Below are 21,777 nucleotides of genomic sequence, written 5' to 3'. Positions count from 1 at the left end.
TGGCGCGACGCGGCTAAATCACCGTGGGGTGCTGGTTACGAGAGCCTTACGGAGCCGGTCTTCCTCGACGCGCCAGTACCCGTGCTCGACCCCGTCGATCAGGATCACCGGCACATGATCGCCGTACTCCGCGCGCCACTCCGGGTCCGAGTCCACATCGGCCGTGGTCCACGCGACGCCGAGCTCGCCGCAGATCCGCTCGACGTCCTGCTCGGCCTGCTCACACAGGTGGCAACCCTGCCGGGTCATCACGGTCACCGTCATGCCCCGACGTTACCGCGCCGCAGTTTCCCGGTCGCCGAATGCGGGAGCGCCTCGGCGAACTCGACCGTGCGCGGCACCTTGTACCCGGCGAGCTGCCCGGCGCAGTGGTCCACGACCTGCTGCTCCGAAAGCGAAACCCCTTGTGCCGGAACGACAACGGCCTTGACGGACTCGCCGCTGCGGTCGTCGAGCACGCCCACCACCGCGACTTCCGCGACCTCGGGCAGCGCCGAGATGACCTCCTCGACCTCGTGCGGGAACACGTTGAAACCGTTGACGATGATCAGGTCGTTCGCCCGGTCGATCAGGTGCAGATCGCCGTCGGTGTCGAGGTAACCGACGTCGCCGGTGCGGAACCAGCCGTCCTCCCCCGGCCCGTGCGCACCGTCGGGCCAGTACCCGGAAAACAGGTTCGCGCCACGCAACGACACCAGCCCCGCGCCGGCATCGTCGGCGGCGAACGCGTCGTCGAGATCGTCCGGATCCAGCGGGACCGGCCCGGCGACCCCGTCCGACTCGACCAGCCGCAGCTCGATCCCCGGCAGCGCCCGCCCGACCGATCCGGGCTTCGCGTACCCCGTAACCAGCGTGGATGTGACCGCCGGCGCGGCTTCGGTGAGCCCGTAGCCCTCGAAGATCGCGAGCCCGGTCTTCTCCCGGATGGTCGCGAGCACCTTCGGATGCAGCGGCGCCGCGCCCGAGTTGAGCAAGCGAATCGAGGCGAGTCCCGCGCCCAGTTCCTCGGCAGGCATGCGGGCGAACTCGGCGTACATGGCGGGCACCCCGCCGATCGCCGTGATCCGGTGCGCCGCACACACTTCGAGGGCTTTGACCACGTCGAACCGCTCGGCGAGCACGACGGTCGCACCGACCGCCACCGAGTGCAGCAGACCGGGGCCGAGACCGTAGACGTGGAACAGCGGGATCGCGATGAAGACCCGGTCGCCGTGCCGGAGCGTGCCGGGCACAGCCTCCAGCTGTTCGACATTCGCCACCAGTGCCCGGTGGGACAGCATCACGCCGCGGGACGGTCCGGTGGTGCCGGAGGTGTAGGACAGCACCGCGATGTCCTCGCCCCCGCCGACCGCCGCGATCGGCTCGCCCGGTTCGGTCGAAGGCGTCAGGACCGGCACATCGGGACGGACGTCGCCGGCGTCCCGGCTGATGACGAACCGCGCGCCGCTGTGCCCGGTGACGGTGGTGAGCTCGGCTCCTGGCGCGGTGGGAGAAACCGGCACCGCGATCGCACCGACCCTGGCGACAGCGAACAGCGCGATCGCGAAGTCGGCGGAGGTCGGCAGCCGCAACACGACCCGGTCACCGGCCGTCACGCCGTGCTCGCGCAGCTTCCCGGCCTGACCGTTGACCGCGGCGTCGAACTGTGACCAGGTGAAACTCGTCCGCGCGGAGGTGTCGACGAGTGCCACGGCGTCCGGGCGGCGAGCGGCTCCCGCGGCAAGCAGAGCGGCGACGTTGGACATGACCCCAGTGTCTCCCGTTTCTTGTCACCTCCCCCGTCATGGGGACGCACGCGGATCGTCCCATCTCCGCACCCGGGACCACTACCTACTTCCGGGTAACAACACGTATGCTGCCTGGACGTCCGAGTGGCGGTGATCACTCGGACCAGGACAGAGGAGTGGCCGTGACGAACTGGCTTGCCGCACGCCCCATGGGCCTGCGCGCCGGCACGCCGCTCGCACGCTCCGAGGAGGAGACCGGGTCCTGGGATCTCGTGCACGCCGCGCAGCGCGGCGACACCACGGCATTCGGCACGCTCTATGACCGCTATGTCGACGTCGTCTACCGCTACGTGTTCTTCCGGCTCGGCGATCGTGAACTCGCCGAAGACATCACCAGTGAGACGTTCCTGCGTGCGCTGCGCCGGATCACGTCGGTCAGCTACCAGGGCCGTGACGTCGGTGCCTGGTTCATCACCATCGCCCGCAACCTCGTGTTCGATCATGTGAAGTCGAGCCGGTACAAGCTCGAACTCGTCACCGACGAGGTGTCGGAGACCGGCTCGGCGCCGTTCGCCGGGCAGACGATCAGGGAAGACGGGCCCGAGCAGGAGGCGATGACGAGCGCGACCCGGGAAGCGCTGCTGCGCGCCATCGCTGCGCTCGGCGACGACCAGCGTGAGTGCATCGTGCTGCGCTTCGTCGAGGGCCTGTCACTCGCGGAGACCGCACGGATCATGAAGCGCAACGAAGGCGCGGTGAAGGCGTTGCAGCATCGGGCCGTCCGGAGACTGGGTCAGCTCCTGCCGCCCGCGTGGCGGTGAAAGCCCGTAACTGACTTGGCCCATCGGTCGTTCACAGAACGTGGACGTACCCAGGTGGTCGGGGCGCGACCTGGAAGTCATCTCCGGGCTGCGTCAGCTCGGTGACGCCACGAAGCCTGACGCCGCGGCCCGGCAACGCATGCGCGGCGCCATTCTCGGCCGGCTGCGCCACGATGACCGGCCCAGCCGTCGCCGGCGCATCCTCGCCGAGGTGCTGGCCGCGGCGGTGGCGCTGGTGATCGCACTGAGCGGGCTCGGCCTGGTGCTGTCGGACCGTGCGCTGCCCGGTGATGCGTTGTACGGCGTGAAACGAGCCGGTGAGAGTGCCGAGCTGGGGCTGGCGTTCGGCGATTCGGCCAAGGCACAGAAGCATTTGGAGTTCGCCTCGAACCGGCTCGACGAGCTGGCCGCGCTCGGCCCGTCCGCGCTGGTCGCGTACGAATCGACGCTCGCGGACTTCCAGCGCGAGGCGGCCGCGGGCACGGCGGAGCTGACCCGGCTGGCCACGCAAGGCAGTGGGGACGAACTCGTCCAACTGCGCTCGTGGTCGCTTGCGCAGCAGGCGAAACTGCTCGCCGCGCGACCGGCCGTTCCGTCCGCGGCACTCGGCCGGTTCACCTCTTCGGCGGAATTGCTGAACCGGATCGAGGCCCGCGCGCAGACCTTGATGGCCCGGCTCGACTGTTTCCGGATCACCACGACCGAGACCGACGAGCTCGGCGCAATTCCCGAATCCGGCTCGTGTATGCCGCCGGCGGACACCACCCCGGCCGGGCGGCCACCGGTGCCGCGCCCGGTTCCGCCGAGCCGGGAACAGTTGCCGGCACGGCAAAACCCGACGTCCGCGACACCTGTACGGCCGTCGTCGGCGTCCGTCATCCCGCCACCGCCGAGCACGCAGGCGCCACCGGCGATCGACGGGCCGGTGATCGCGCCGACGAGCCAGCGCCAGCCCACCACCACGACGAGTCCGCCACCGCCGTTGATCTCCGTTCCGCCGCTGCTCCCGGGTCTTCCCGGGGTGGGGATCGGCTGAGGTCAATCGCTACGCTTGGCCGAGACACCCGAGTCAGGAGGCGGTCCGCGTGTGGCGCGACAAGGGCAAGGGCCCGGAACTCGAGCGACTCGCCACGCTCGCCGGCGAAGCGTCGGCCGAGGCCGCCGTCGCGATGGAGAGCGCGCATCCGCCGGCGCCACCGGACCTGACCGCGGCCGCGTTCTTCGATGTCGACAACACGATGATGATGGGCGCGTCCATCTTCCATTTCGCGCGTGGACTGGCCGCGCGCAAGTACTTCACGACTTCGGATCTGGCCGGTTTCGCCTGGCGCCAGGTGAAGTTCCGCATCGGCGGGCGGGAGACGCAGGACAGCGTCACGTCCAGCCGCGAGCAGGCACTGTCCTTTGTGGCCGGTAAGACGGTGCGGGAGATGACCGAAGTCGGCGAGGAGATCTACGACGAGCTGATGGCCGACAAGATCTGGTCGGGCACGCGGGCGCTGGCGCAGATGCATCTCGACGCCGGGCAGCGGGTGTGGCTGGTGACGGCGACCCCGGTGGAACTCGCGGCCATCATCTCGCGGCGGCTCGGGTTGACGGGCGCGCTGGGCACCGTCGCCGAGCACGTCGACGGGGTCTACACGGGCCGGCTGGTCGGTGACTTGCTGCACGGCCGCGCGAAGGCCCACGCCGTGCGCGCCCTCGCCGCGCGGGAAGGTCTGAACCTCCGTCGCTGCACGGCATACTCGGACTCGTCGAACGATGTGCCGATGCTGTCGGTCGTGGGGACGGCGGTGGCGGTCAACCCGGACACGGGCCTGCGGGAAATCGCCCGCACCCGAGGCTGGGAAATCCGCGACTTCCGCACCGGCCGCAAAGCCGCGAAGATCGGCGTCCCGTCAGTACTGGGTGCCGGCGCGGTAGCGGGCGCCGTCGCAGCAGGCATGGCCTACCGCCGCCGCTGAAACCGCTTTCCCGCCCGCGCGAGTTGCGTGTTCCCGCCCCGCGAGTCGCACGTTCCCGCCCCGCGAGTTGCGTGTTCCCGTCGCGCGAGTCGCACGGTCCCGTCGCGCGAGTCGCACGGTCCCGCCCCGCGAGTTGCGCGTTCCCGTCGCGCGAGTTGCGTGTTCCCGTCGCACGGAACGCACAAGTCGGCCGCATGCAACGCGCAACTCGCGCGCACGCAACGCGCAACTCGCGCGCACGGAACGTGGGACTCGCGGAAGTTCCGAGGACACGCTCGGCGGTCGCGATCGTCCCCGCGCCGGGACCGCGCAGGCGGGGCCACAACAACGCCCAGGTCAGGAGCCCCAAACGAGCGCGACCCGCCCGGGAAGCCCCGGGCGGGTCGCGGAAGACGCAGGTGTTACTTGCCCTGCTTCCGACGCTGCATCCGCGTGCGGCGAAGCAACTTGCGGTGCTTCTTCTTCGACATGCGCTTGCGGCGCTTCTTGATCACTGAGCCCACGGGTGCTCCTCCAACGTTTCGTCTACCGACGCTGCCCTCGCGCAGCGTCCAGCGAAATGGAGCGCATCAGGCGCGAGCGGTTTCCCAGGTTACCCGCGCATGTCGCACCCGGAATCAGGCACCCTACTGCGACGCTTTCCCAGCCGCCGGCCACATTCTCATCCGACGTCGAAATACGCGCCTTCCAGGTACTCGTGCACAGCCTTCTCCGGCACCCGGAAGGACTTACCGACCCGTACGGCCGGTAACTCGCCCGAGTGCACGAGGCGATAGACGGTCATCTTGGAGACCCGCATCAGCGAGGCCACCTCGGCGACCGTCAGAAACTGGACCTGCCCGACGGCGGGCACGTCCTTCTTGTTCGACGGCATACGTCACCGTGCCCCTTCGACACGCGTCGTGCCGCTCGGCTTCCCCACCGGCGGTTCGACACGCACGTGCTTGTCTCTTGAGGGTAGCGGGACACGTGGGACCAGTGCGACGTCTGAACGCAGATTTGAGCCAACCGGGGCGCGGACCTGCAGATTGTTGCCCGTTATCGCAGAGAATCCCGCACCGGATGTACCGGTCGGCCCAGCGCGACGTGACCGGCGCTCGACGCACAGTCACTGACCGAGCTGGACCGATCGGTCACGGGCCGCCTCGATGGCGTCCAGCAGGGCCGCCCGGACCCCGTGCTTCTCCAGCTCGCGGATCGCGTTGATGGTCGTGCCCCCCGGTGACGTGACGGCCTCGCGCAGGATCACCGGGTGCTCGGAGCTTTCGGCGAGCATCTTCGCGGCACCCACGGCCGACTGGACGATGAGCTTCTCCGCGACCGCGCGCGGCAGGCCCAGCAAGATCCCGGCGTCGATCATGGCCTCGACCAAGTAGAAGAAGTACGCCGGGCCGGAGCCCGACAGCGCGGTGACCGCGTCCTGCTGCGATTCCGGCACCTCGATCACCTGCCCGACGGCGGACAGCAGGTCCGTCACGAGCGCGACGTGCGCCGTCGTCGCGTGCGTTCCCGCCGACACCGCGCTCATCGCCTCGCCGACCACCATCGGGGTGTTCGGCATCACCCGGACGACGGGCACGCCCTCGGGCAGCCGCCGCTCGTACAACGATGTCGGCAGGCCCGCGCACAGCGACACGACCAGCGACGACGGCCCGACGACGGGGGCCAGTTCGGTCAGCACCGGGTCGATGTCCTGCGGTTTGACCGCGACGACGAGCACATCGGCCCGCTTGGCGGCCTCGTCGATCTCGACCTTGGCGATGCCGTAGCGCGCGGTCAGTTCCGCCGCGCGGTCCGGATGCCGTTCGGTGAACAGCAGGTCCTCCGCGTCCCGGCCGGCCTGCAACAGGCCGGCCAGCAGCGCTTCCCCGATCTTTCCTGCCCCCAACACAGCAATCGTCGTCATGCCCCCGACATTAGGGTGCGGGCGCGAGTGCCAGCTGCCGGGCCTGGCAGACGAGCCGGCCCGCGGAGTCGACGACCGTCGCGTCGGAGTCGAACCACGATTCCTGCACCGTCCGGGATTCGACCTGCACACGCAGCCAGCCGCCGGCGGGGCGGGCGCGCAACAGGGCGGTCAGCTGCACCGTCGGCGCCCAGCCGACGCGGCCGAGGTTGAACACCACCGGCGGGTTGACGTCGCCCGCCAGCAGCACGAAGTACGGGTCCGGCGCCGAGTGCCGAGGGCGCACCCACAGCCGCAATCGGGGCGGATCGGTGACGCGGCCGGTGAGGTAGCCGGCGGTCGCCGGGTCGAGCCGGACGTCGCAGCCCTTCGCCAGGTTGAACGCCCCCTCCGGGGTGTCACCGCCCAGCGGGATCGCGCGCGGCGGCGGCTCGACGGGCATCGGGCCCAGGTCGGTCCAGTCCGGTCGCCGGACAGGTAGCCGCCCTACGGTCACCGTCGCCTCGACGCAGCTGCGCCCGCGCTGCTCGAGCCGCACGGCGACGACCGTCGCACGGCGGCCGAGCTTGCGCACGTCCGTGCGCAGCAGCACGGGTCCGATCGCGGGTGCCCGCAGGAACTCGGCACTGACGACCAGTGGTTCCGCCGCGGGGTCGCCCTGCTCGGCCAGCACCGCGACGGCGGCTTTCGCGATGAGCGAAAGCAGAAATCCGCCGTGCGGGTGGTGCCCGATCGCCCATTCCTGACGCAGGTCCGCGGTCAGCGTGCCGTCTCCGAGCGACCGCACCGCGCAGGCCACGTCGAAGGCCGCGGGACCTGGGGCTTCCAGCGTGCTCACGAACGACTGACCAGGAGGCGTGGGACGGGGGCTTGAGGCGCGGCCCAGCACACCGTGCCGCTTCCGGCGGCGAGTTTCAGCGAGCGCAGGAAGTTCACGACGGAAACTTTACGTGCTCACATATCGGAAGCCCATGCACCGGGCATGCCTTGACCGAGTGAAGTTGATCTTGTTGACGTTTACTGGCCGAGCTGGAAGCGGGCGAACAGCAAGGCCTCCGCCAGGTCCTTCATCCGGTGCGCGGAACTGGCCGCCCGGCGGGTGTTCACCTCGAGCACCACCTGCCCGCCGAAGCCCTCGAGCAGGAGTTTCTGCATGAGCTCGGCACACGGCTGTCCACCGCGACCCGGCACCAGATGCTCGTCCTTCGGCACGCCCGTCCCGTCGGCGAGGTGCACGTGGGCGAGGCCGGGCCCCATCCGGTCCGCCAGCGCCAGCGCATCCATCTGGGCGGCCGCCGAGTGCGACAGGTCGAGCGTGTAGTGCCGGTAGCCGACGTCGGTCGGGTCGATCGAGGGCCGGAAGGCGGACATGCGGGCGTCACGGCGGCCACCGGGCGGGCGGACCTTGAACATGTTCTCGACCGCGATCTCGATCCCGCTCTGCTCCTCCAGCTCGACGACCAGGTCGGCGAACGCGTCGCCATAACGGCGCTGCCAGCGGAACGGCGGATGCACCACGACCGTGCGGGCCTCGAGGTCGAGCGCTGCCTCGACGCTGCGGCGCAGCCGGATCTCCGGATCCGGTGACCACACCCGCTGAGTGATCAGCAGCGACGGCGAATGCACCGACAGCACCGGCATACCCGTGCGCCGCGACCACCGGCGCAGCTCCGCCACATGCTGGCTGACCGGGTCCACCCACACCATGACCTCGACCCCGTCGTAGCCGAGGTCCGCGGCCAGCTCGAACCCGGTGCCTGCCCGCAGCGGCCAGACCGAGGCAGTGGACAGGCCGACCGGAATCAACGCGACAGTAACAACAGGGCTGCGGGCGACACGGTGACCACGAGCCCGACCAGCACTGCCAGGACCATCGTCTGGATGTCGTCCGCGCGACGGATCTTCCGCACGATGAACACCAGCCCGACGATCACGGCGAGCGCGACGACGAGCGCCGCGGCCGGGATCTGGCCCCACAGCCAGTTGAACCCGAGCCATACCGCGGCCCCGCCGATGACGCCCAGCGCCAGCTGCGCCGCCATGGACAGCCACTGCTTCGCCGGGGACGCCTCGTGCTCGGGCTCCGCTTCTTCCGCATACTCGTCGGCCTGCTCGGCGTCGTCCTCGTACTCGTAACCGCCGCGGCGCTCGGGTTCGGCCTCGCCGAAATCACCGAACTCGTCGACCTCGTCGTCGTCCTCCGCGAAGGGGTCGTGGAAGCCGGTGGCTTCGAGCGCCTCCTCCGGTACGGGGCGGGCGAATCCGGACGGGTGCGCCTCCGGCTGCTCGCGCACGACCGGCGTCACACCGACTTGGGTCTCCTCAGCCGTGGGTTCCGGTGGGCGCTGGCGGCGCCACCGGGACAGCCCGGCGGGTGGCGCGTCCGGCGCGACGGTCGGCTCCTTGCCGTTGACCGCCTGGAACTGCTCGGTGTGCGGCTCCGGCTCGGCCTGCGGTCGGGCCGGCCTGCGCAGCGGACGGCGCTGCGGTGGCGGGAACAGGCCGCTGGCCATGCCACCGGGCGGCGGACCGGGGTCCGCGGCGTCCTCCGGGGCCGAGGCGTCGAGCCCGTCGAGCCGGGCCGACAGTCCACCGGGCTGGGGCCGCCGCAACGGCGGAACCTGCCGGGTTTCCTCCGCCGCGCGTGTGGCGGGCCGTGGCTCATCCGGCGAATCGGGCGGCGACGCCTGGTCCGGGCGGCGCGGCGGCGCCGAGTCGTTCGGCGGGCGACGCCGGTTGGGCAGCGGGAAGGCCCCCGACTCGGGCGGCGGTGGCGGCACGTTCGGACGGGGGAACGTGCCGGACTCCGGCGGGCCGGGCCGCTGGAAGGTGCCGGACTCTTGAGGCGGTTTCGGGAACCCGCCCGATGCCTGAGGCGGCGGTTTCGGGAACCCGCCGGACTCCTGGGGCGGCGGTTTCGGGAACCCGCCGGACTCCTGGGGCGGCGGTTTCGGGAACGTGCCCGACGCCGGTGGCGCGGGCCGCGGAAAGTGCCCCGAAGGCGCGGCCCCGTTGGGACGCGGCGGCAACGGGGCCTGGTCCCGTGGCGGGACCGGCGGCGCGGGAGGTGGCGGCGCGTCCTCGTCGGGCAGTGCCCGGCGGCCGCCGTTGCGGCGCCCGTTCGGCGGCGGGTTGTCCCCGCGGACCCGGTCGATGATCGCCTGTGGCCCGGTCTCGGTGGACTGGCCGGGCCTCGGCTCGTTTCCGGTCGGCTGCTCGTCTTCCTCGTCCGCGGCACGGCGGTGACGCCGACGGCCTTCGACGTTGCCACCGTGCAGCGCGAGCAGCTCGGCGACCGTCTTCTGCGAGCGGTCCTGACCGCTTTCCCGACTCATCAGCGTTTCACCCCCACCACGCCTGGGTCATCGCGTAGCCTGCGAGCACGGCTTCGGACGTGACACAGCGACACCGCCTCACGCATCCCTTCCACCTTTCCACCGTGCACTGACCGCAGCACTCCCGTCCACCGGGGTGCTGTCATCGGTCCATCGGCGCGACGAACTGCGCCAGGTTTCCGGTGCAGCGTCGCCGTCACCGTTCGTCCGGTCCAGTCGCCGCAAGATCAACCCCTCTCGCAGCGCCCACGGGCAGATCTCCAGTTCGTGCAACGAAAGCGCCCGCATGGCCGCCTGCGCCACCAGCGCACCACCCGCGAGCTGGTGCGCTCTGCTCGCGCTGACCCCCTCCAGCTCGGCGAGGTCGGCCGCCGTCATCCGGGAGATGAAGGCGATGAGCTGCCGCAGCGCGGTTTGGGACAGGGTACGGCGTACGCGGGGCCCTTCGTCAGACGGCGCCGCTCCGGTCAGCCTCGCCAGCGAACGGAAGGTCTTGGAGGTGGCCACCACGCGGTCCGGTCTGCCCCATCGGGCAACCTTCTGGGCGAGCGGTGCGAGCTGGTCTTCGAGCCAGTCCACGGTTTCGTCGAGCTCGCCGCGGCTCGGCGGGTCGTGCGAGAACCGGGTGCGAGTGATGCGCCCGGCGCCGAGTGGCAACGATTCCGCGAGCACGGGTTCCTCGTCGATGCCCATCGCTACTTCGAGCGAGCCGCCGCCGATGTCGAGCACCAGCAGATTTCCTGCCGACCAGCCGAACCAGCGGCGCACGGCGAGGAAGGTCATCCGCGCCTCGTCGGCGCCGGAAAGCGCTTGCAGCTCGATCCCGGTCTCGTCGAGGACCTTGCGCAGTACCTTCGCCGAGTTCGTCGCCTCACGCACCGCCGACGTCGCGAAGGCCATGACCTCCTCGCAGCCCAGCGCGGCGGCCGACTTCTTCGCCGCCGCCACGGTGTCGACGAGCGCCTTCTCCCCGGACTTGCTCAGCTCACCGTGCTTGGTGAGCTGCTCGGCGAGGCGCAGCACGGTCTTCTCCGAATGCATCGGCGTCGGGTGGGCACCACGATGCGCGTCCACCACCAGCAGATGCACGGTGTTGGACCCCACGTCGAGAACCCCTAGGCGCACAAAGCCCTACGGTACCCGGCCACGTGCTCATGTCTCGAACTTGTAACCAAGACCGCGCACCGTCACCAGATGCCGTGGCGAGCCCGGGTCCGGCTCGATCTTCGACCGCAGTCGTTTGACGTGCACGTCCAGGGTTTTCGTGTCCCCGACGTAGTCCGCACCCCAGACCCGGTCGATCAGCTGACCGCGGGTGAGCACCCGGCCGACGTTGCGCAGCAGGTACTCCAGCAGGTCGAACTCCTTGAGCGGTAAGGAGACCTCGCCACCATCGACGGTGACCACATGCCGCTCGACGTCCATCCGCACCGGGCCGGCCGCCAGCACCAGCGGTGCCAGCTCGCCCTCCGTCCCGTTCTCGCCGCCGCGCCGCAGCACGGCCCGCACGCGCGCGATGAGCTCGCGGGCCGAGTACGGCTTGGTGACATAGTCGTCGGCGCCGAGTTCGAGGCCGACGACCTTGTCGATTTCGCTGTCGCGCGCGGTCACCATGATCACCGGCACGGCCGAGCGCTGCCGCAGCTGCTTGCAGACGTCCGTGCCGCTCATGCCGGGCAACATCAGGTCCAGCAGCACGATGTCGGCGCCGTTGCGGTCGAACTCCTCGAGCGCCTGCTGGCCGTTGCCCGCCACGGCGGCGGTGAAGCCCTCCTTGCGCAGGAGGAAGGCCAGCGGATCGGCGAACGACTCCTCGTCCTCGACGATGAGCACTCTCGTCACGGTTTTCCTCCCTGTTCCTGAGTGGTCACCACGAGCCTCGGAATCTGCTCGGGGGATTCCGGGGCAGCACCTTTGCCGTTGCCACTCGCGGCCTGGTACACGGGCAGCCGCAGGGTGAACGTCGAACCCGTGCCCTGCATGCTCCACAGTTTGACCTCACCGCCGTGGTTGGCGGCGACATGTTTGACGATCGCCAGGCCCAGCCCGGTGCCGCCGGTGGCGCGCGAGCGGGCCTTGTCCGCGCGGTAGAACCGTTCGAAGACGCGCTGCTGGTCCTCTTCGGCGATGCCGATGCCACGGTCGGTCACGGCGATCTCCACCACGTCGGCCACGAGCTTGCGGCTGACCGAAACCGGGCTGCCGGCGGCCGAGTACGCGATCGCGTTCTCGAGCAGGTTGGACAGCGCGGTCACCAGCAGCGTCCGGTCGCCCTCGATGAGCAGCCCGCTCGGGGCGTCGGCGGTGACCTGGATGTCGGCCGACTCGGCGGACAGCTTGGTGCGGCCCAGCGCCTCCCTGACGACGGCGTCCACCTCGACCACGTTCAGGTCGGGCAGCCGCTCCGCTCCCTGCAGGCGGGACAGCGCGATGAGTTCGGTGACGAGCGTGCCCAGCCGGGTCGACTCGTGCAGGATCTTGCCGCCGAACCGGCGGACTTCCTCGACGTCCTCGGCGGCGTCCAGCACGGCCTCGGTGAGCAGGGCGATCGCGCCGACCGGGGTCTTGAGCTCGTGGCTGACGTTGGCGACGAAGTCGCGGCGGACGGCTTCCAGCCGGGCGGCCTCGGAGTGGTCCACCGCCTCGACGACGGTGAACCCGTCGCCGAGGGGGCGGACGTGCCCGACGACGGCTTCCGGCTGCCGGCCGCGTGCCTCCAGCGGTGACAGGTCGACCTCGAGGTCTTCGTGGGTCTCGACGACCTGCTCGGCGGCCACGCGAGCGCGGGGGTCGGCGCGGTTGTCCCGGACCAGGCCGAGGACCTCGGCACGGTGGTTGTGCAGCACCATGTCGCCGAAGCGGTTGAGGACGAGGACCCCGTTGTTGGAGGAGCGCACCAGGCGGAGCAACAACTCCGCGACGGTCGGTCCCGTCGGACGGCTGTCCGCCCGCCGGCGCCGACTCCGCGTGATCAGGGAACCAACGATCGCGCCGACGAGCAGGCAGCCGACGGCCAGGGCGAGTGCAGCACTCACGCTCACGGCTGAATCGTAAGCACGAAGATGTCCATTTGACCTAGTCTTGACAGGCTTGTCGTGACGCCTGTGACACCGTCACGGAAACTGTTGGCCGCCGGTTCAACGCACGTTCACATGCACGCCGCTCCTCCGTGACCGGCGAAGTTCACTGGATCGGGTCGAGTTGGGCGAGCTCCTCGGGAGTCAGTCGGAGTCCGCCTGCGGCGATGTTCTCTTCCAGATGCGCGGGATTTCCCGTGCCCGGAATGGCGAGCACATGTGTTCCCTGGTGCAAGGTCCAGGCCAACCTGATCTGCGCGGGCGTCACCCCGTGCGCCTTCGCCACCGTGGCCACCGCGTCCTCGCGTGCCTCGGTGCCGGCGAACTGCGTGTGGGCGACGGCGAAGAACGGGACGAACGCGATCTGTTGCTCACCACACAGGCGCAACAGTTCGTCGTCCTCGCGCCGGACACCGAGCCCGTACTGGTTCTGCACGCACACGACCGGCGCGATCGCCTGTGCCTCCGCGAGATGCCCCGGTTCGATGTTCGAGATGCCAAGGTGGCGGATGAGCCCTGCTTGACGCAGTTCCGCCAGGGCACCGAAATGGTCGGCGAGCGGACCGGTCCCGCGGTCGAGCTCCTTGCCGAGCCGGAAGTTGACCACGTCGAGATGGTCGCGGCCGAGCTGGCGGAGGTTCTCCTCGACCTGCCCGCGCAGCTGGTCCGGGCGCGCGGAGTAGAACTCGCCGGACGGGTCGCGACCGGGGCCGACCTTCGTCGTGATCACGAGGTCTTCGGGGTAGGGGCGCAGCGCCGTGTTGATCAGCTCGTTCGCCGACAGCAGGTCCGTGAAGTAGAAGGCTGCCGTGTCGATGTGGTTGACGCCGAGGTCGACGGCGCGACGCAGGACGGCGAGGGCGCTGTCCCGGTCGGTCATCGGCAGCCGCATGGCGCCGAAGCTCATCCGGTTCACGGTGAGGTCGCCCAGTTGCCAGGTGCCCGCCGCGGCGGCGGTGATCGTTTCTGTTGTCATGGCCCCAGCTTGCGGGCACGTTTCGCGGCACACCCGTGGTTGGCAGCTTGCTGCCACACTGGACAGCATGGAGACCACGCGTGAGGCAGCGGTCGTCTACGGTGAGGCCGAGGTGTTCGCCCGCACGGCGCACCTGTTCGAGGGGGCCGAAGAGATCATCTGCGCGGCCAATGACCTCAACACCTGGGCCTGGACCTCGCAGCGGCGATCCGCGATGACGCACCCCAGCAGGCTGAAACACCGGGCGCGCAAGCTCTACCGGCCCGGTGCGCTGATCGAGCCGGGCCGCGCCGAGCACGTCCGCGAGCTGCGGCGGCTGGGCGCGGAGGTGCGGATCACCACCAACGAGATCAGCGAGACGATCGTCATCGACCAGCGGATCGCGATCCTGGCCGGTGACCGTGCGAGCGGTGAACGCAGCTACCGCGTGGTCACCCAGCTCGAGGTGGTGCTGAGCGTGACGTCGCTGTTCAACGCGGCCTGGCGCGCGGCGACCGAACTCGAGGTGTTCGACCTGCGGTTCGCCGAGGTTCGGGTGCTGGCGCCGCGGATTCTGGATTTGCTCGCGTCCGGCTGCAAGGACGAGACCGCGGCCCGGACGCTGGGCCTCGGCCTGCGCACCTACCGGCGCCGGGTGGCCGAGCTGATGTCGGCGCTGGGCGCCACGTCCCGCTTCCAGGCAGGCGCCCGGGCGCGGGAGCTGGGCATGGTCTGAACATCAGCGACAGCTCCCGGCCAGTGGGTCAGCGGCCCTGGTTGGCGACCGCCGCCGCGGCTTCTTCCGCTGCCTTCGGGTCGAGGTACTCGCCGCCGGTGGTGACGGGTTTCAGGTCCTCGGTCAGGTCGTAGCGCAGCGGGATGCCGGTCGGGATGTTGAGCCCCGCGATGGCCTCGTCGGAGATGCCGTCGAGGTGCTTGACCAGCGCCCGCAGCGAGTTGCCGTGTGCGGCGACCAGCACGGTCTTGCCGGCCCGCAGATCCGGCACGATTGCCGACTCCCAGTACGGCAGCAGGCGGGCGACGACGTCCTTGAGGCATTCCGTCAGCGGCGCGTCCGCGTCGTAGCGCGGGTCGGTGTCCTGACTGAACTCGCTGCCGCGCTCGATCTCCGGCGGCGGCACGTCGTACGAGCGGCGCCACAGCATGAACTGCTCCTCGCCGAACTCGTCACGCACCTGCTTCTTGTTCTTGCCCTGCAGCGCGCCATAGTGCCGCTCGTTGAGCCGCCAGCTGCGGCGCACGTCGATCCAGTGCCGGTCGGCGACATCCAGCGCGATGTTGGCGGTCGAGATCGCGCGGCGCAGGAGGGAGGTGTGCACGACGTCCGGCAGCAGTCCCTTCCCTGCCAGCAGCTCACCGCCCTTGCGAGCCTCCGTCTGCCCGGTTTCGGACAGGGGCACATCGACCCAGCCGGTGAACAGGTTGTCCGCGTTCCAGGTGCTCTGCCCGTGCCGGAGCAGCACCAACGTCCCTAGTTGCGCCATGGGGCCAAGGATTCCAGAACGTCACCCGGCTCGGCACTATGGGCCGCACCATGGCGCGGTCTACACACAGTGCGTTACCACCGAGTAACAGAATCGACCGGGCAGCTTCATTGCCCCGCAGAACCGCGACCGAAAGTGACACTCGCCGCGCTCCGTTAACAGCCATCATGAATTTCACCCGGATGGAGTATCCAGTAGTCTTGTGATTACTGGTCGATATCTGACAAGTTGACTAAGTCCCGCGCTGCTGGATTCCACGCACTCCCCAGCAGCAGCGGGGTACGACCGCAGCTCGTCTCCCCCCTGCCGAGCTGCGGCCCCGCCGGCCCCGTTGGCACTCCCCCTCGCCACCGGGTCCACAGCGGCGGGAGCGTCAGCGGGGCGGCTCGAGTTCGCGACTCCCCCTCCCTCGAGCCGTCCCGCCTCCCTCGCGATGGCCTGCTTCACATCTTCCCTTTCCGTGAACCGGATGCGGCCGCGTCGCGTCCAACGCTCGAAACCATGACGGGATCATGGCGAAAGTCGCTGGGGGAAAGGGAAAACTCATGCGGAAACGAATTGTCGTGGCGTCGGTGGCTGCCGTGTTGGCCGCGCTGACGATCGGTGGTTGCAGTGCGGCTCCGGCCGTGACAGCGAAGCCGGCGCCCGCGAACGCCGACCCGATGCAGGCGGACGACGCGAAACAGCGGCTCAAGTTCCCCAATACCAAGCAGACCGTGTTCCTCCAGGGCTACGACGACACGGTCGGGATGGTCAGGTTCCGCCTGCAGGTCTGGCAGCCCGGGGGCCCGGACGGCGGCCACTTCGTCACCGATCCCACCGATTCGGCGCCGCACCGGCTGGCGCTGAGCGCCGATCCGACGATCCTGTCGGCGAACCAACTGTGCTCCGACGGCGAGGTCACCGTCGACAGCGACGGCGCCGGCACCAAGCCGTGCACGGCTGACCAGCTCATCGACACGGTGCGCGACGGCGGCGGGCTGCTCGCGAAGATCCAGATCGACGCCGCGGACCACATCACGAAGCTGGCCGAGATCTACACGCCCTGACGGGTGCGGGCGCTCAATCGACGAGGTGCTTGAACGCCTGCAGGTTCGCCAGCGACTCGCCCCGCGAGACGCGCCAAGCCCATTCGCGTCTGATCGAGGACGCGAAGCCCAGTTCGAGGAGGGTGTTGAAGTCGTTGTCGGCTGCCTCCAGTACCTGGCCCAGCAGCTTGTCCAGTTCTTCCTCGGTGACGGTGACCTGCGGGAGTTTGGCGGTCAGGTAGATGTCGCCGAGTGCATCCACCGTGTAGGCCACGCCGTAGAGCTTCGCGTTGCGGCGCAACAGAAAACGGTAGACGTCCTCGTGTGCCTCGTCGGGACGGCGGCAGACGAACGCCTCGATCGTGAAGGCGTGGTCCCGCACGATCAGCCAGCAGTTCGTTTGCAGCTTCTTCGTGCCGGGCAGGGTGACGAAGTACCGGCCATCGGCCTTCCGGTCGTACTCCAGGCCCGCCTTGTCCAAAGTGGACTTGATCACTTGGTCCAAACTCACACCGCGACCTCCGTCCGCACCACGTCCCGGAACGAGTGGAAGGCCGCGGCATAGGTGTCCAGCAGCGCGCTGGTCGTCCGTTCCCACGAGAACCGCCGGGCGTGGTGCACCGCGTTCTCGGCGAGCTCGGCCCGCCGGTCCGGCCGCAACGCCACACTCCCCAGCGCCGAGGCCCAGTCGTCCGCCGAATGGGACGGCACCAGCAGCCCCGACACCCCGTGCGCGACCGCCACCGGCAACCCGCCGACCTCGGCTGCGACCACCGGCGTCCCGCAGGCCTGCGCCTCCAGCGCGACCAGGCCGAACGACTCGTTGTAACTGGGCACCGCGACCACGTCCGCCGCCCGGAAGACCTCCGCGAGCATCGGACCGCCCTGGGGCGGCAGGAACCGCGTCTGTCCCTCGATGCCGAGCGTGCATGCCAGCTGCCGCAACGCCTGCGGCTGTTCCAGCCCCGTCCCCGACGGCCCGCCGACGACCAGCACGACAAGCCGTCGCGCCAGCTCCGGCTTGCGTTCGAGCAGCCGGGCCGCGGCCCGCAACAACACGTCCGGCGCCTTGAGCGGCTGGATCCGCCCCGCGAACGCGAGCACGATCGCGTCACTGGGCAGGCCCAGCTTTTCCCGCGCCGCACGCTGTGAGCCCGGGGTGAACCGCTCGAGATCGACGCCCGGCTCGACGGTGTGCACGGTGTGCGGGTCGGCGTGGTAGAGGCCGACCAGCTGCCGCGCCTCCACGGCCGTGTTCGCCACCAGGCAGTCCGCTTCGGCGACCACCTGCTCCTCACCGAACACACGGGTGCGCGGCTCGGGCTTGTCCCCATCGGCGAGTGCCGCGTTCTTGACCTTGGCGAGCGTGTGCGCGGTGTGCACGAGCGGCACACCCCACCGGTCACGCGCCAGCCAGCCGACCTGGCCGGACAACCAGTAGTGCGAGTGGATCATGTCGTAGTACCCGGGCTCGTGGAAAGCCTCGGTCCGCAGCACACCCGAGGTGAACTGGCACAGCTGTGCCGGCAGCTCCTCGCGACCGAGCGGCTCGAACGGCCCCGCCGGGATGTGCCGCACCAGCACCCCGGGCGCAAGCTCCGCGACCGGTGGCTGCTCCGAGGTCGTCGCCCTGGTGAACACCTCGACGCTGATTCCGCGCCGCGCCATTTCGACGGCCGTGTGCATGATGTACACGTTCATGCCACCGGCGTCACCGGTGCCGGCTTGTTCCAGCGGTGAGGTGTGCACGGACAGCACCGCGACCCTGCGCGGCCAGATCGTCGAGCTCGGTTGGGATCCGCACAGCGAGATCGTCACCCTGGTTCACTCCCGTGTGTGTCGTAGGCCCCTCAACCCAACGCCACGAGGCCCCCGGCATCTTCCCTGACGGGACAGGTGATCACAGAGCGGACTTCGCCTTCCACGCGGGCCACGACACGAGCCAGTCCATAACGTCCGAATTGACCGGACCGCCGAGCCGGGAGCCGGTGATCTCCACGGGGTCGCCGATCAGCGCCGAGTCGAAATAGTCCTTCGCGTCGGCTTCCAGCAGGTTGACGCAACCGTGGGAGTTGTTCGCCCGGCCGATCGCGGCGGCGTTGTCCTGGTTCTCGTGGATGTACTCGCCGTGGTTGGAGATCCGGCAGGCCCACTTCTTGTTGACGTTGGTGTAGCCGTAGCGGGCGTTGTCGAAGATCGCGTGCGGTTCCCTGGTCATCACGATGAACGTCCCGTTGGGCGTGTTGCGGTCGACGTCCGAGTCCAGCCCGTTGCTGCACGGGTAGCTCTTGATCTTGGCCCCGTCGCGGTAGACGTTCATCACGTGATCAGGTGTGTGGATCTTGACCACCTGGTTGCGCCCGATGGTGAACTTCGTCGTCACGTCGGCACGGGCGTAGCTGCCGCCGCCGAGATCGATGCCGTACAGCTTCGCGCCGACGTCGACCGTGGTGTTCGCGGGCCAGTACTCCTTGGGCCGGAAGTCGATCTGGCGGGCGGACAGCCAGCCCCACGAGCCCTCGACCTGTTGGCTGGTCTCCATCGTGAGCGCCTTCTCGATCTCGGCGCGGTTCGTGACATCGTCGGAGAACTTGACGCTGACCGGCATCGCCACGCCGACCTTGGCGTTGTCGGCCGGGTTGACGGTGACCCTGATCTGCTGTTTCGGGTTCAGCGTGGTGAAGGTGCCGGTGAGCTGGACGGGTTTGCCGTCGGTGCCGTTGGCCGTCGCGGCGTAGGTGTAGGTCTTGCCGTAGCCGAGGGTCTCGGTGCTGGTCCAGGCCGTCCGGTCGGCGTTGAACGACCCCTCGACGGGCTTGCCGTCGGCGTTGGTGAGCTTGACGTCGGTCAGCGACCCGTCGCTGACCTGCACCGTGACCGGTCCGCGCACCGGCGCTTCCGTCGCGTCGACCGCGGGCTGCGCCGTGAGTTTCGCCACCGGTCTGCTTTCGGCGGCCTGCCCACCGCCATCGGTGCGAGTGCCCTCGCCGCCGCCGGTACAGGCCGCCACGATCGCTCCCGTGCCCGCGACCAGCGCCGCCTTGAGCACCGCACGCCTGTTCGCCACGAACGTTCCTCCCCTAGTTCGCTTCCCCGTGGCCACGCCGCGAGTTTCCCCACTGGAAATATGGGCGGTATGAGCGAACGAACCGCAGTGATCACCGGGGCCAGCGCGGGCATCGGTGAGGCCACCGCCCGCGCACTGGCCGAAGCCGGGTTCCACGTCGTGCTCGGCGCCCGTCGCCTCGACCGCCTGGAAAAGGTGGCCGCGGATCTGGCCGGTACCGCACTTCAACTGGACGTAACGGACCCCGGTTCGGTTGCCGATTTTGTCCAGCGGGTCCAAGAATGCCATGTCCTCGTCAACAATGCGGGCGGAGCGCGCGGGCTCGAGCGCGTCGTCGACGCCGATGAGGACAACTGGCGCTGGATGTGGGAGACGAACGTGCTGGGCACGCTCCGGATGACCAAGGCGCTGCTGCCGAAGCTCATCGCGTCGGGCGACGGGCATGTGATCACCGTGACGTCGATCGCCGGGCACGAGGTCTACCCGGGCGGCTCGGGTTACACCGCGGCGAAGCATGCACAGGCGGCGCTGCACGAGACACTGCGCGCCGAACACCTCGGCGACCCGGTGCGGCTCACCGAAATCATCCCGGGTCTGGTCGAGACGGACTTTTCGGCGAACCGCTTCGACGGCGACACCGACCGAGCGGCCGGCGTCTACCGCGGGCTGACGCCGCTGACCGCACAGGACGTGGCCGAGGTGATCGCGTTCGCCGCGACCCGCCCGTCCCACGTGAACCTGGACTCGATCGTGCTCAAACCCCGAGCGCAGCTCGACGGGACGCGCGCGCACCGCTCAGAGTGAGCAGTTGATCAGCAGTGGTTCCGGTTGCAGGGTGACGCCGAACCGCGCCTCGACGCCGTCGCGGACTTCGGCGGCCAGCGCCAGCAGGTCGGCCGTGCCGGCGTCGCCGCGGTTGGTCAGTGCCAGGGTGTGCTTTGTGGACAGTGCCACCCGCCCGCCGGGGCCCGGGTGGCCCTTGTGGAAACCCGCCCGTTCGATGAGCCACGCGGCGGACAGCTTCACCCCGCCGTCGGCCGGGTACTGCGGCACCGGCGCGTCCACGACCCGCGCGATCCGCGCCAGCACGGCGGGCAGGTCCGGCTCGGGGACGATCGGGTTGGTGAAGAACGAGCCCGCGCTCCAGGTGTCGTGATCGGCCGCGTCGAGGACCATTCCCTTGCCGCGCCGCAGGGTGAGCACGGCTTCGCGGGCGTCGGCCGCCGGCACCCGGTCGCCCAGTTCGACCCCGAGCGTCCGCGCCAATTCGGCGTAGCGGATCGGGGCGGACAAGCCATCGGACCGCAGGGCGAACCGGACGTTGAGGACGATCGCGGCGTCCGTGCCTTTCAACACGCTCGTGCGGTACGCGAAGCCCAGCTCCTGGGTGGTCATCGTGCGGATCTCACCGGTGCGCCGGTCGAAACACTCGATGGAGGTGAGCAGGTCGGCGATCTCGCAGCCGTACGCGCCGACGTTCTGGATCGGCGTCGCACCGACCGAGCCGGGGATACCGGACAGGCATTCCAAACCGCCAAGGCCGGCGCCGGTCATCGCCGCGACGAACTCGTCCCAGTTCTGGCCCGCAGCGACCTCGACCGACTCGCCGTCGATCCGCCAACCGCTCGTCGCGATCTTCACCACGGTGCCGTCGAACCCGCCGTCACCGACCACGAGGTTCGAGCCGCCGCCCAGCAGCAGCACCTCATCCTCGGCCGCGCGCACCGCGCTGAGCAGGGCTTCCGTAGTCTCGGCGACGACGAACCGGCCGGCGGGTCCGCCGAGGCGCAGGGTCGTGTGCTCGGCGAGGGTGGTCCGGGTTTCGACTGGTGTCACGAGGTCAAACGGTACTGTCTGCGGTCATGGCAGCCCGTATCGAGCACCGCGCCGAGTTCCCCCACGGCGTTGACGAGGTGTTCGCCGCCCAGACCAGCGAACCCGCGTTGCGGGCCCGGCTCGCCGGGATCGGCGGCAAGAGCTCGGCTCTGCTCGACTACACGCCCACCTCCGACAGCGTGCGGTTCACGTTGCGCCAGGGTGTCGACGCCGACAAGCTGCCGTCGATCGTGCGGACGTTGCACAGCGGCGACCTGTTCGTGGACCGGCAGGAGAACTGGACGGTCGCGACCCATGCCGGGACGGCCATGGCGACGGTGAGCGGCGTGCCAGGGGAGATCACTGTCCGGACCGAACTCAGTGCCGAGGGCGGGAAGACCGTGCTACGCGCGAACGGGGAGGTGAAGATCCGCATCCCGCTGGTCGGGGGCAGGCTCGAAGAGTTCGTCGCGGGTCAGATCACCGGCCTGCTCGAGCGCGAAGCCGAGCTCTCGGCGCAATGGCTCGCGCACGGTCGATAGCCGCGGCCCGAAGGGCCTCCGTTGAGGGTGGTGGT

24 protein-coding genes are annotated in these 21,777 nt (G+C 69.7%); 7 read left to right on the top strand and 17 right to left on the bottom strand.

Features of this window, described 5'->3' with window-relative positions:
* Positions 1 to 18: 18 nt before the first annotated feature.
* Together GKO32_RS22530 and GKO32_RS22525 are read right to left on the bottom strand one after the other, a co-directional pair.
* Positions 19 to 264: a glutaredoxin family protein gene (locus tag GKO32_RS22530; protein ID WP_154758869.1), complete on the bottom strand. Its 246-nt coding sequence runs from the start codon at positions 262 to 264 to the stop codon at positions 19 to 21.
* Positions 261 to 1,745: an AMP-binding protein gene (locus GKO32_RS22525; RefSeq protein ID WP_154758868.1), complete on the bottom strand. Its 1,485-nt coding sequence runs from the start codon at positions 1,743 to 1,745 to the stop codon at positions 261 to 263. The genes GKO32_RS22530 and GKO32_RS22525 overlap by 4 nt, the downstream gene beginning before the upstream one ends.
* 191 nt (positions 1,746 to 1,936) lie before the next feature.
* On the opposite strand from GKO32_RS22525, the gene GKO32_RS22520 reads away from it, so the two are divergent.
* Genes GKO32_RS22520 through GKO32_RS22510 form a run of 3 tightly spaced genes read left to right on the top strand, consistent with a single transcriptional unit; the run spans position 1,937 to position 4,512 of the window.
* Entirely contained in the window at positions 1,937 to 2,548 is a 612-nt protein-coding gene (locus tag GKO32_RS22520) for a sigma-70 family RNA polymerase sigma factor (protein ID WP_154758909.1), read from the top strand.
* Between the two features lie 40 nt (positions 2,549 to 2,588).
* Complete coding sequence (locus GKO32_RS22515) at positions 2,589 to 3,584, top strand: DUF5667 domain-containing protein (protein WP_312868337.1); 996 nt, start codon at positions 2,589 to 2,591, stop codon at positions 3,582 to 3,584.
* Positions 3,585 to 3,633: 49 nt separating this feature from the next.
* Entirely contained in the window at positions 3,634 to 4,512 is an 879-nt protein-coding gene (locus GKO32_RS22510; protein ID WP_312868336.1) for an HAD family hydrolase, read from the top strand.
* Between the two features lie 401 nt (positions 4,513 to 4,913).
* Here GKO32_RS22510 and GKO32_RS22505 read toward each other — a convergent pair whose 3' ends face one another.
* From GKO32_RS22505 to GKO32_RS22460, 10 genes are all read right to left on the bottom strand, one after another.
* Complete coding sequence (locus tag GKO32_RS22505; RefSeq protein ID WP_017986394.1) at positions 4,914 to 5,015, bottom strand: 30S ribosomal protein bS22; 102 nt, start codon at positions 5,013 to 5,015, stop codon at positions 4,914 to 4,916.
* 158 nt (positions 5,016 to 5,173) lie between these two features.
* Positions 5,174 to 5,386 (bottom strand): helix-turn-helix domain-containing protein, encoded by a 213-nt coding sequence (locus tag GKO32_RS22500; RefSeq protein WP_144643477.1) that lies wholly within the window; start codon positions 5,384 to 5,386, stop codon positions 5,174 to 5,176.
* 234 nt (positions 5,387 to 5,620) lie between these two features.
* Positions 5,621 to 6,418: a pyrroline-5-carboxylate reductase gene (gene proC, locus GKO32_RS22495; RefSeq protein ID WP_154758865.1), complete on the bottom strand. Its 798-nt coding sequence runs from the start codon at positions 6,416 to 6,418 to the stop codon at positions 5,621 to 5,623.
* Positions 6,419 to 6,428: 10 nt separating this feature from the next.
* Positions 6,429 to 7,256 (bottom strand): thioesterase family protein, encoded by an 828-nt coding sequence (locus GKO32_RS22490; RefSeq protein ID WP_312868335.1) that lies wholly within the window; start codon positions 7,254 to 7,256, stop codon positions 6,429 to 6,431.
* 179 nt (positions 7,257 to 7,435) lie between these two features.
* Entirely contained in the window at positions 7,436 to 8,224 is a 789-nt protein-coding gene (locus GKO32_RS22485) for a sugar phosphate isomerase/epimerase family protein (protein WP_246244409.1), read from the bottom strand.
* Positions 8,221 to 9,753, bottom strand: coding sequence for an Rv0497 family membrane protein (locus tag GKO32_RS22480; RefSeq protein WP_154758864.1), 1,533 nt, complete (start codon positions 9,751 to 9,753; stop codon positions 8,221 to 8,223). Before GKO32_RS22480 ends, GKO32_RS22485 begins: the two co-directional genes overlap by 4 nt.
* Before the next feature lie 78 nt (positions 9,754 to 9,831).
* Complete coding sequence (locus GKO32_RS22475; protein WP_312868334.1) at positions 9,832 to 10,878, bottom strand: Ppx/GppA phosphatase family protein; 1,047 nt, start codon at positions 10,876 to 10,878, stop codon at positions 9,832 to 9,834.
* A gap of 27 nt (positions 10,879 to 10,905) precedes the next feature.
* A complete protein-coding gene (locus GKO32_RS22470; RefSeq protein WP_312868332.1) occupies positions 10,906 to 11,595 on the bottom strand; it encodes a response regulator in 690 nt (229 codons plus the stop codon).
* A complete protein-coding gene (locus GKO32_RS22465; RefSeq protein WP_312868331.1) occupies positions 11,592 to 12,794 on the bottom strand; it encodes a sensor histidine kinase in 1,203 nt (400 codons plus the stop codon). Before GKO32_RS22465 ends, GKO32_RS22470 begins: the two co-directional genes overlap by 4 nt.
* A 142-nt stretch (positions 12,795 to 12,936) precedes the next feature.
* Positions 12,937 to 13,806: an aldo/keto reductase gene (locus GKO32_RS22460; RefSeq protein ID WP_154758863.1), complete on the bottom strand. Its 870-nt coding sequence runs from the start codon at positions 13,804 to 13,806 to the stop codon at positions 12,937 to 12,939.
* A gap of 67 nt (positions 13,807 to 13,873) precedes the next feature.
* Here GKO32_RS22460 and GKO32_RS22455 point away from each other — a divergent pair, with 67 nt between their 5' ends.
* Positions 13,874 to 14,521 (top strand): helix-turn-helix domain-containing protein, encoded by a 648-nt coding sequence (locus GKO32_RS22455; RefSeq protein WP_154758862.1) that lies wholly within the window; start codon positions 13,874 to 13,876, stop codon positions 14,519 to 14,521.
* A gap of 28 nt (positions 14,522 to 14,549) precedes the next feature.
* On the opposite strand, the gene GKO32_RS22450 is transcribed toward GKO32_RS22455, so the two are convergent.
* Complete coding sequence (locus tag GKO32_RS22450; protein WP_154758861.1) at positions 14,550 to 15,290, bottom strand: phosphoglyceromutase; 741 nt, start codon at positions 15,288 to 15,290, stop codon at positions 14,550 to 14,552.
* Positions 15,291 to 15,835: 545 nt separating this feature from the next.
* Between GKO32_RS22450 and GKO32_RS22445 the strand changes: the two genes are divergently transcribed.
* The gene (locus GKO32_RS22445; RefSeq protein ID WP_154758860.1) at positions 15,836 to 16,339 is read left to right on the top strand and encodes a hypothetical protein; all 504 of its coding nucleotides are present in this window, start codon (positions 15,836 to 15,838) and stop codon (positions 16,337 to 16,339) included.
* Between the two features lie 13 nt (positions 16,340 to 16,352).
* On the opposite strand, the gene GKO32_RS22440 is transcribed toward GKO32_RS22445, so the two are convergent.
* The 3 genes from GKO32_RS22440 to GKO32_RS22430 form a co-directional block, all read right to left on the bottom strand.
* Positions 16,353 to 16,829 (bottom strand): type III secretion system chaperone family protein, encoded by a 477-nt coding sequence (locus GKO32_RS22440; RefSeq protein ID WP_312868330.1) that lies wholly within the window; start codon positions 16,827 to 16,829, stop codon positions 16,353 to 16,355.
* Entirely contained in the window at positions 16,826 to 18,136 is a 1,311-nt protein-coding gene (gene mshA / locus GKO32_RS22435) for a D-inositol-3-phosphate glycosyltransferase (protein WP_376765988.1), read from the bottom strand. The genes GKO32_RS22440 and mshA overlap by 4 nt, the downstream gene beginning before the upstream one ends.
* Positions 18,137 to 18,218: 82 nt before the next feature.
* Positions 18,219 to 19,385, bottom strand: coding sequence for a L,D-transpeptidase (locus tag GKO32_RS22430; RefSeq protein WP_312868329.1), 1,167 nt, complete (start codon positions 19,383 to 19,385; stop codon positions 18,219 to 18,221).
* 69 nt (positions 19,386 to 19,454) lie between these two features.
* Here GKO32_RS22430 and GKO32_RS22425 point away from each other — a divergent pair, with 69 nt between their 5' ends.
* Complete coding sequence (locus GKO32_RS22425) at positions 19,455 to 20,189, top strand: SDR family oxidoreductase (protein ID WP_154758859.1); 735 nt, start codon at positions 19,455 to 19,457, stop codon at positions 20,187 to 20,189.
* On the opposite strand, the gene GKO32_RS22420 is transcribed toward GKO32_RS22425, so the two are convergent.
* Positions 20,181 to 21,221 (bottom strand): UDP-N-acetylmuramate dehydrogenase, encoded by a 1,041-nt coding sequence (locus tag GKO32_RS22420; RefSeq protein WP_312868328.1) that lies wholly within the window; start codon positions 21,219 to 21,221, stop codon positions 20,181 to 20,183. The two genes, GKO32_RS22425 and GKO32_RS22420, sit on opposite strands and share 9 nt — an antisense overlap.
* Positions 21,222 to 21,247: 26 nt before the next feature.
* Between GKO32_RS22420 and GKO32_RS22415 the strand changes: the two genes are divergently transcribed.
* Positions 21,248 to 21,742 carry a DUF2505 domain-containing protein gene (locus GKO32_RS22415; protein WP_154758858.1) on the top strand — a complete coding sequence of 165 codons (495 nt, stop codon included), beginning with the start codon at positions 21,248 to 21,250 and terminating at the stop codon, positions 21,740 to 21,742.
* Positions 21,743 to 21,777: the final 35 nt, after the last annotated feature.

It is taken from the genome of Amycolatopsis pithecellobii (genome assembly GCF_009707865.1).
In the GTDB taxonomy this organism is placed as follows: Bacteria; Actinomycetota; Actinomycetes; order Mycobacteriales; family Pseudonocardiaceae; genus Amycolatopsis_E; species Amycolatopsis_E pithecellobii.
This window is presented reverse-complemented; position numbering and strand designations above follow the sequence as displayed.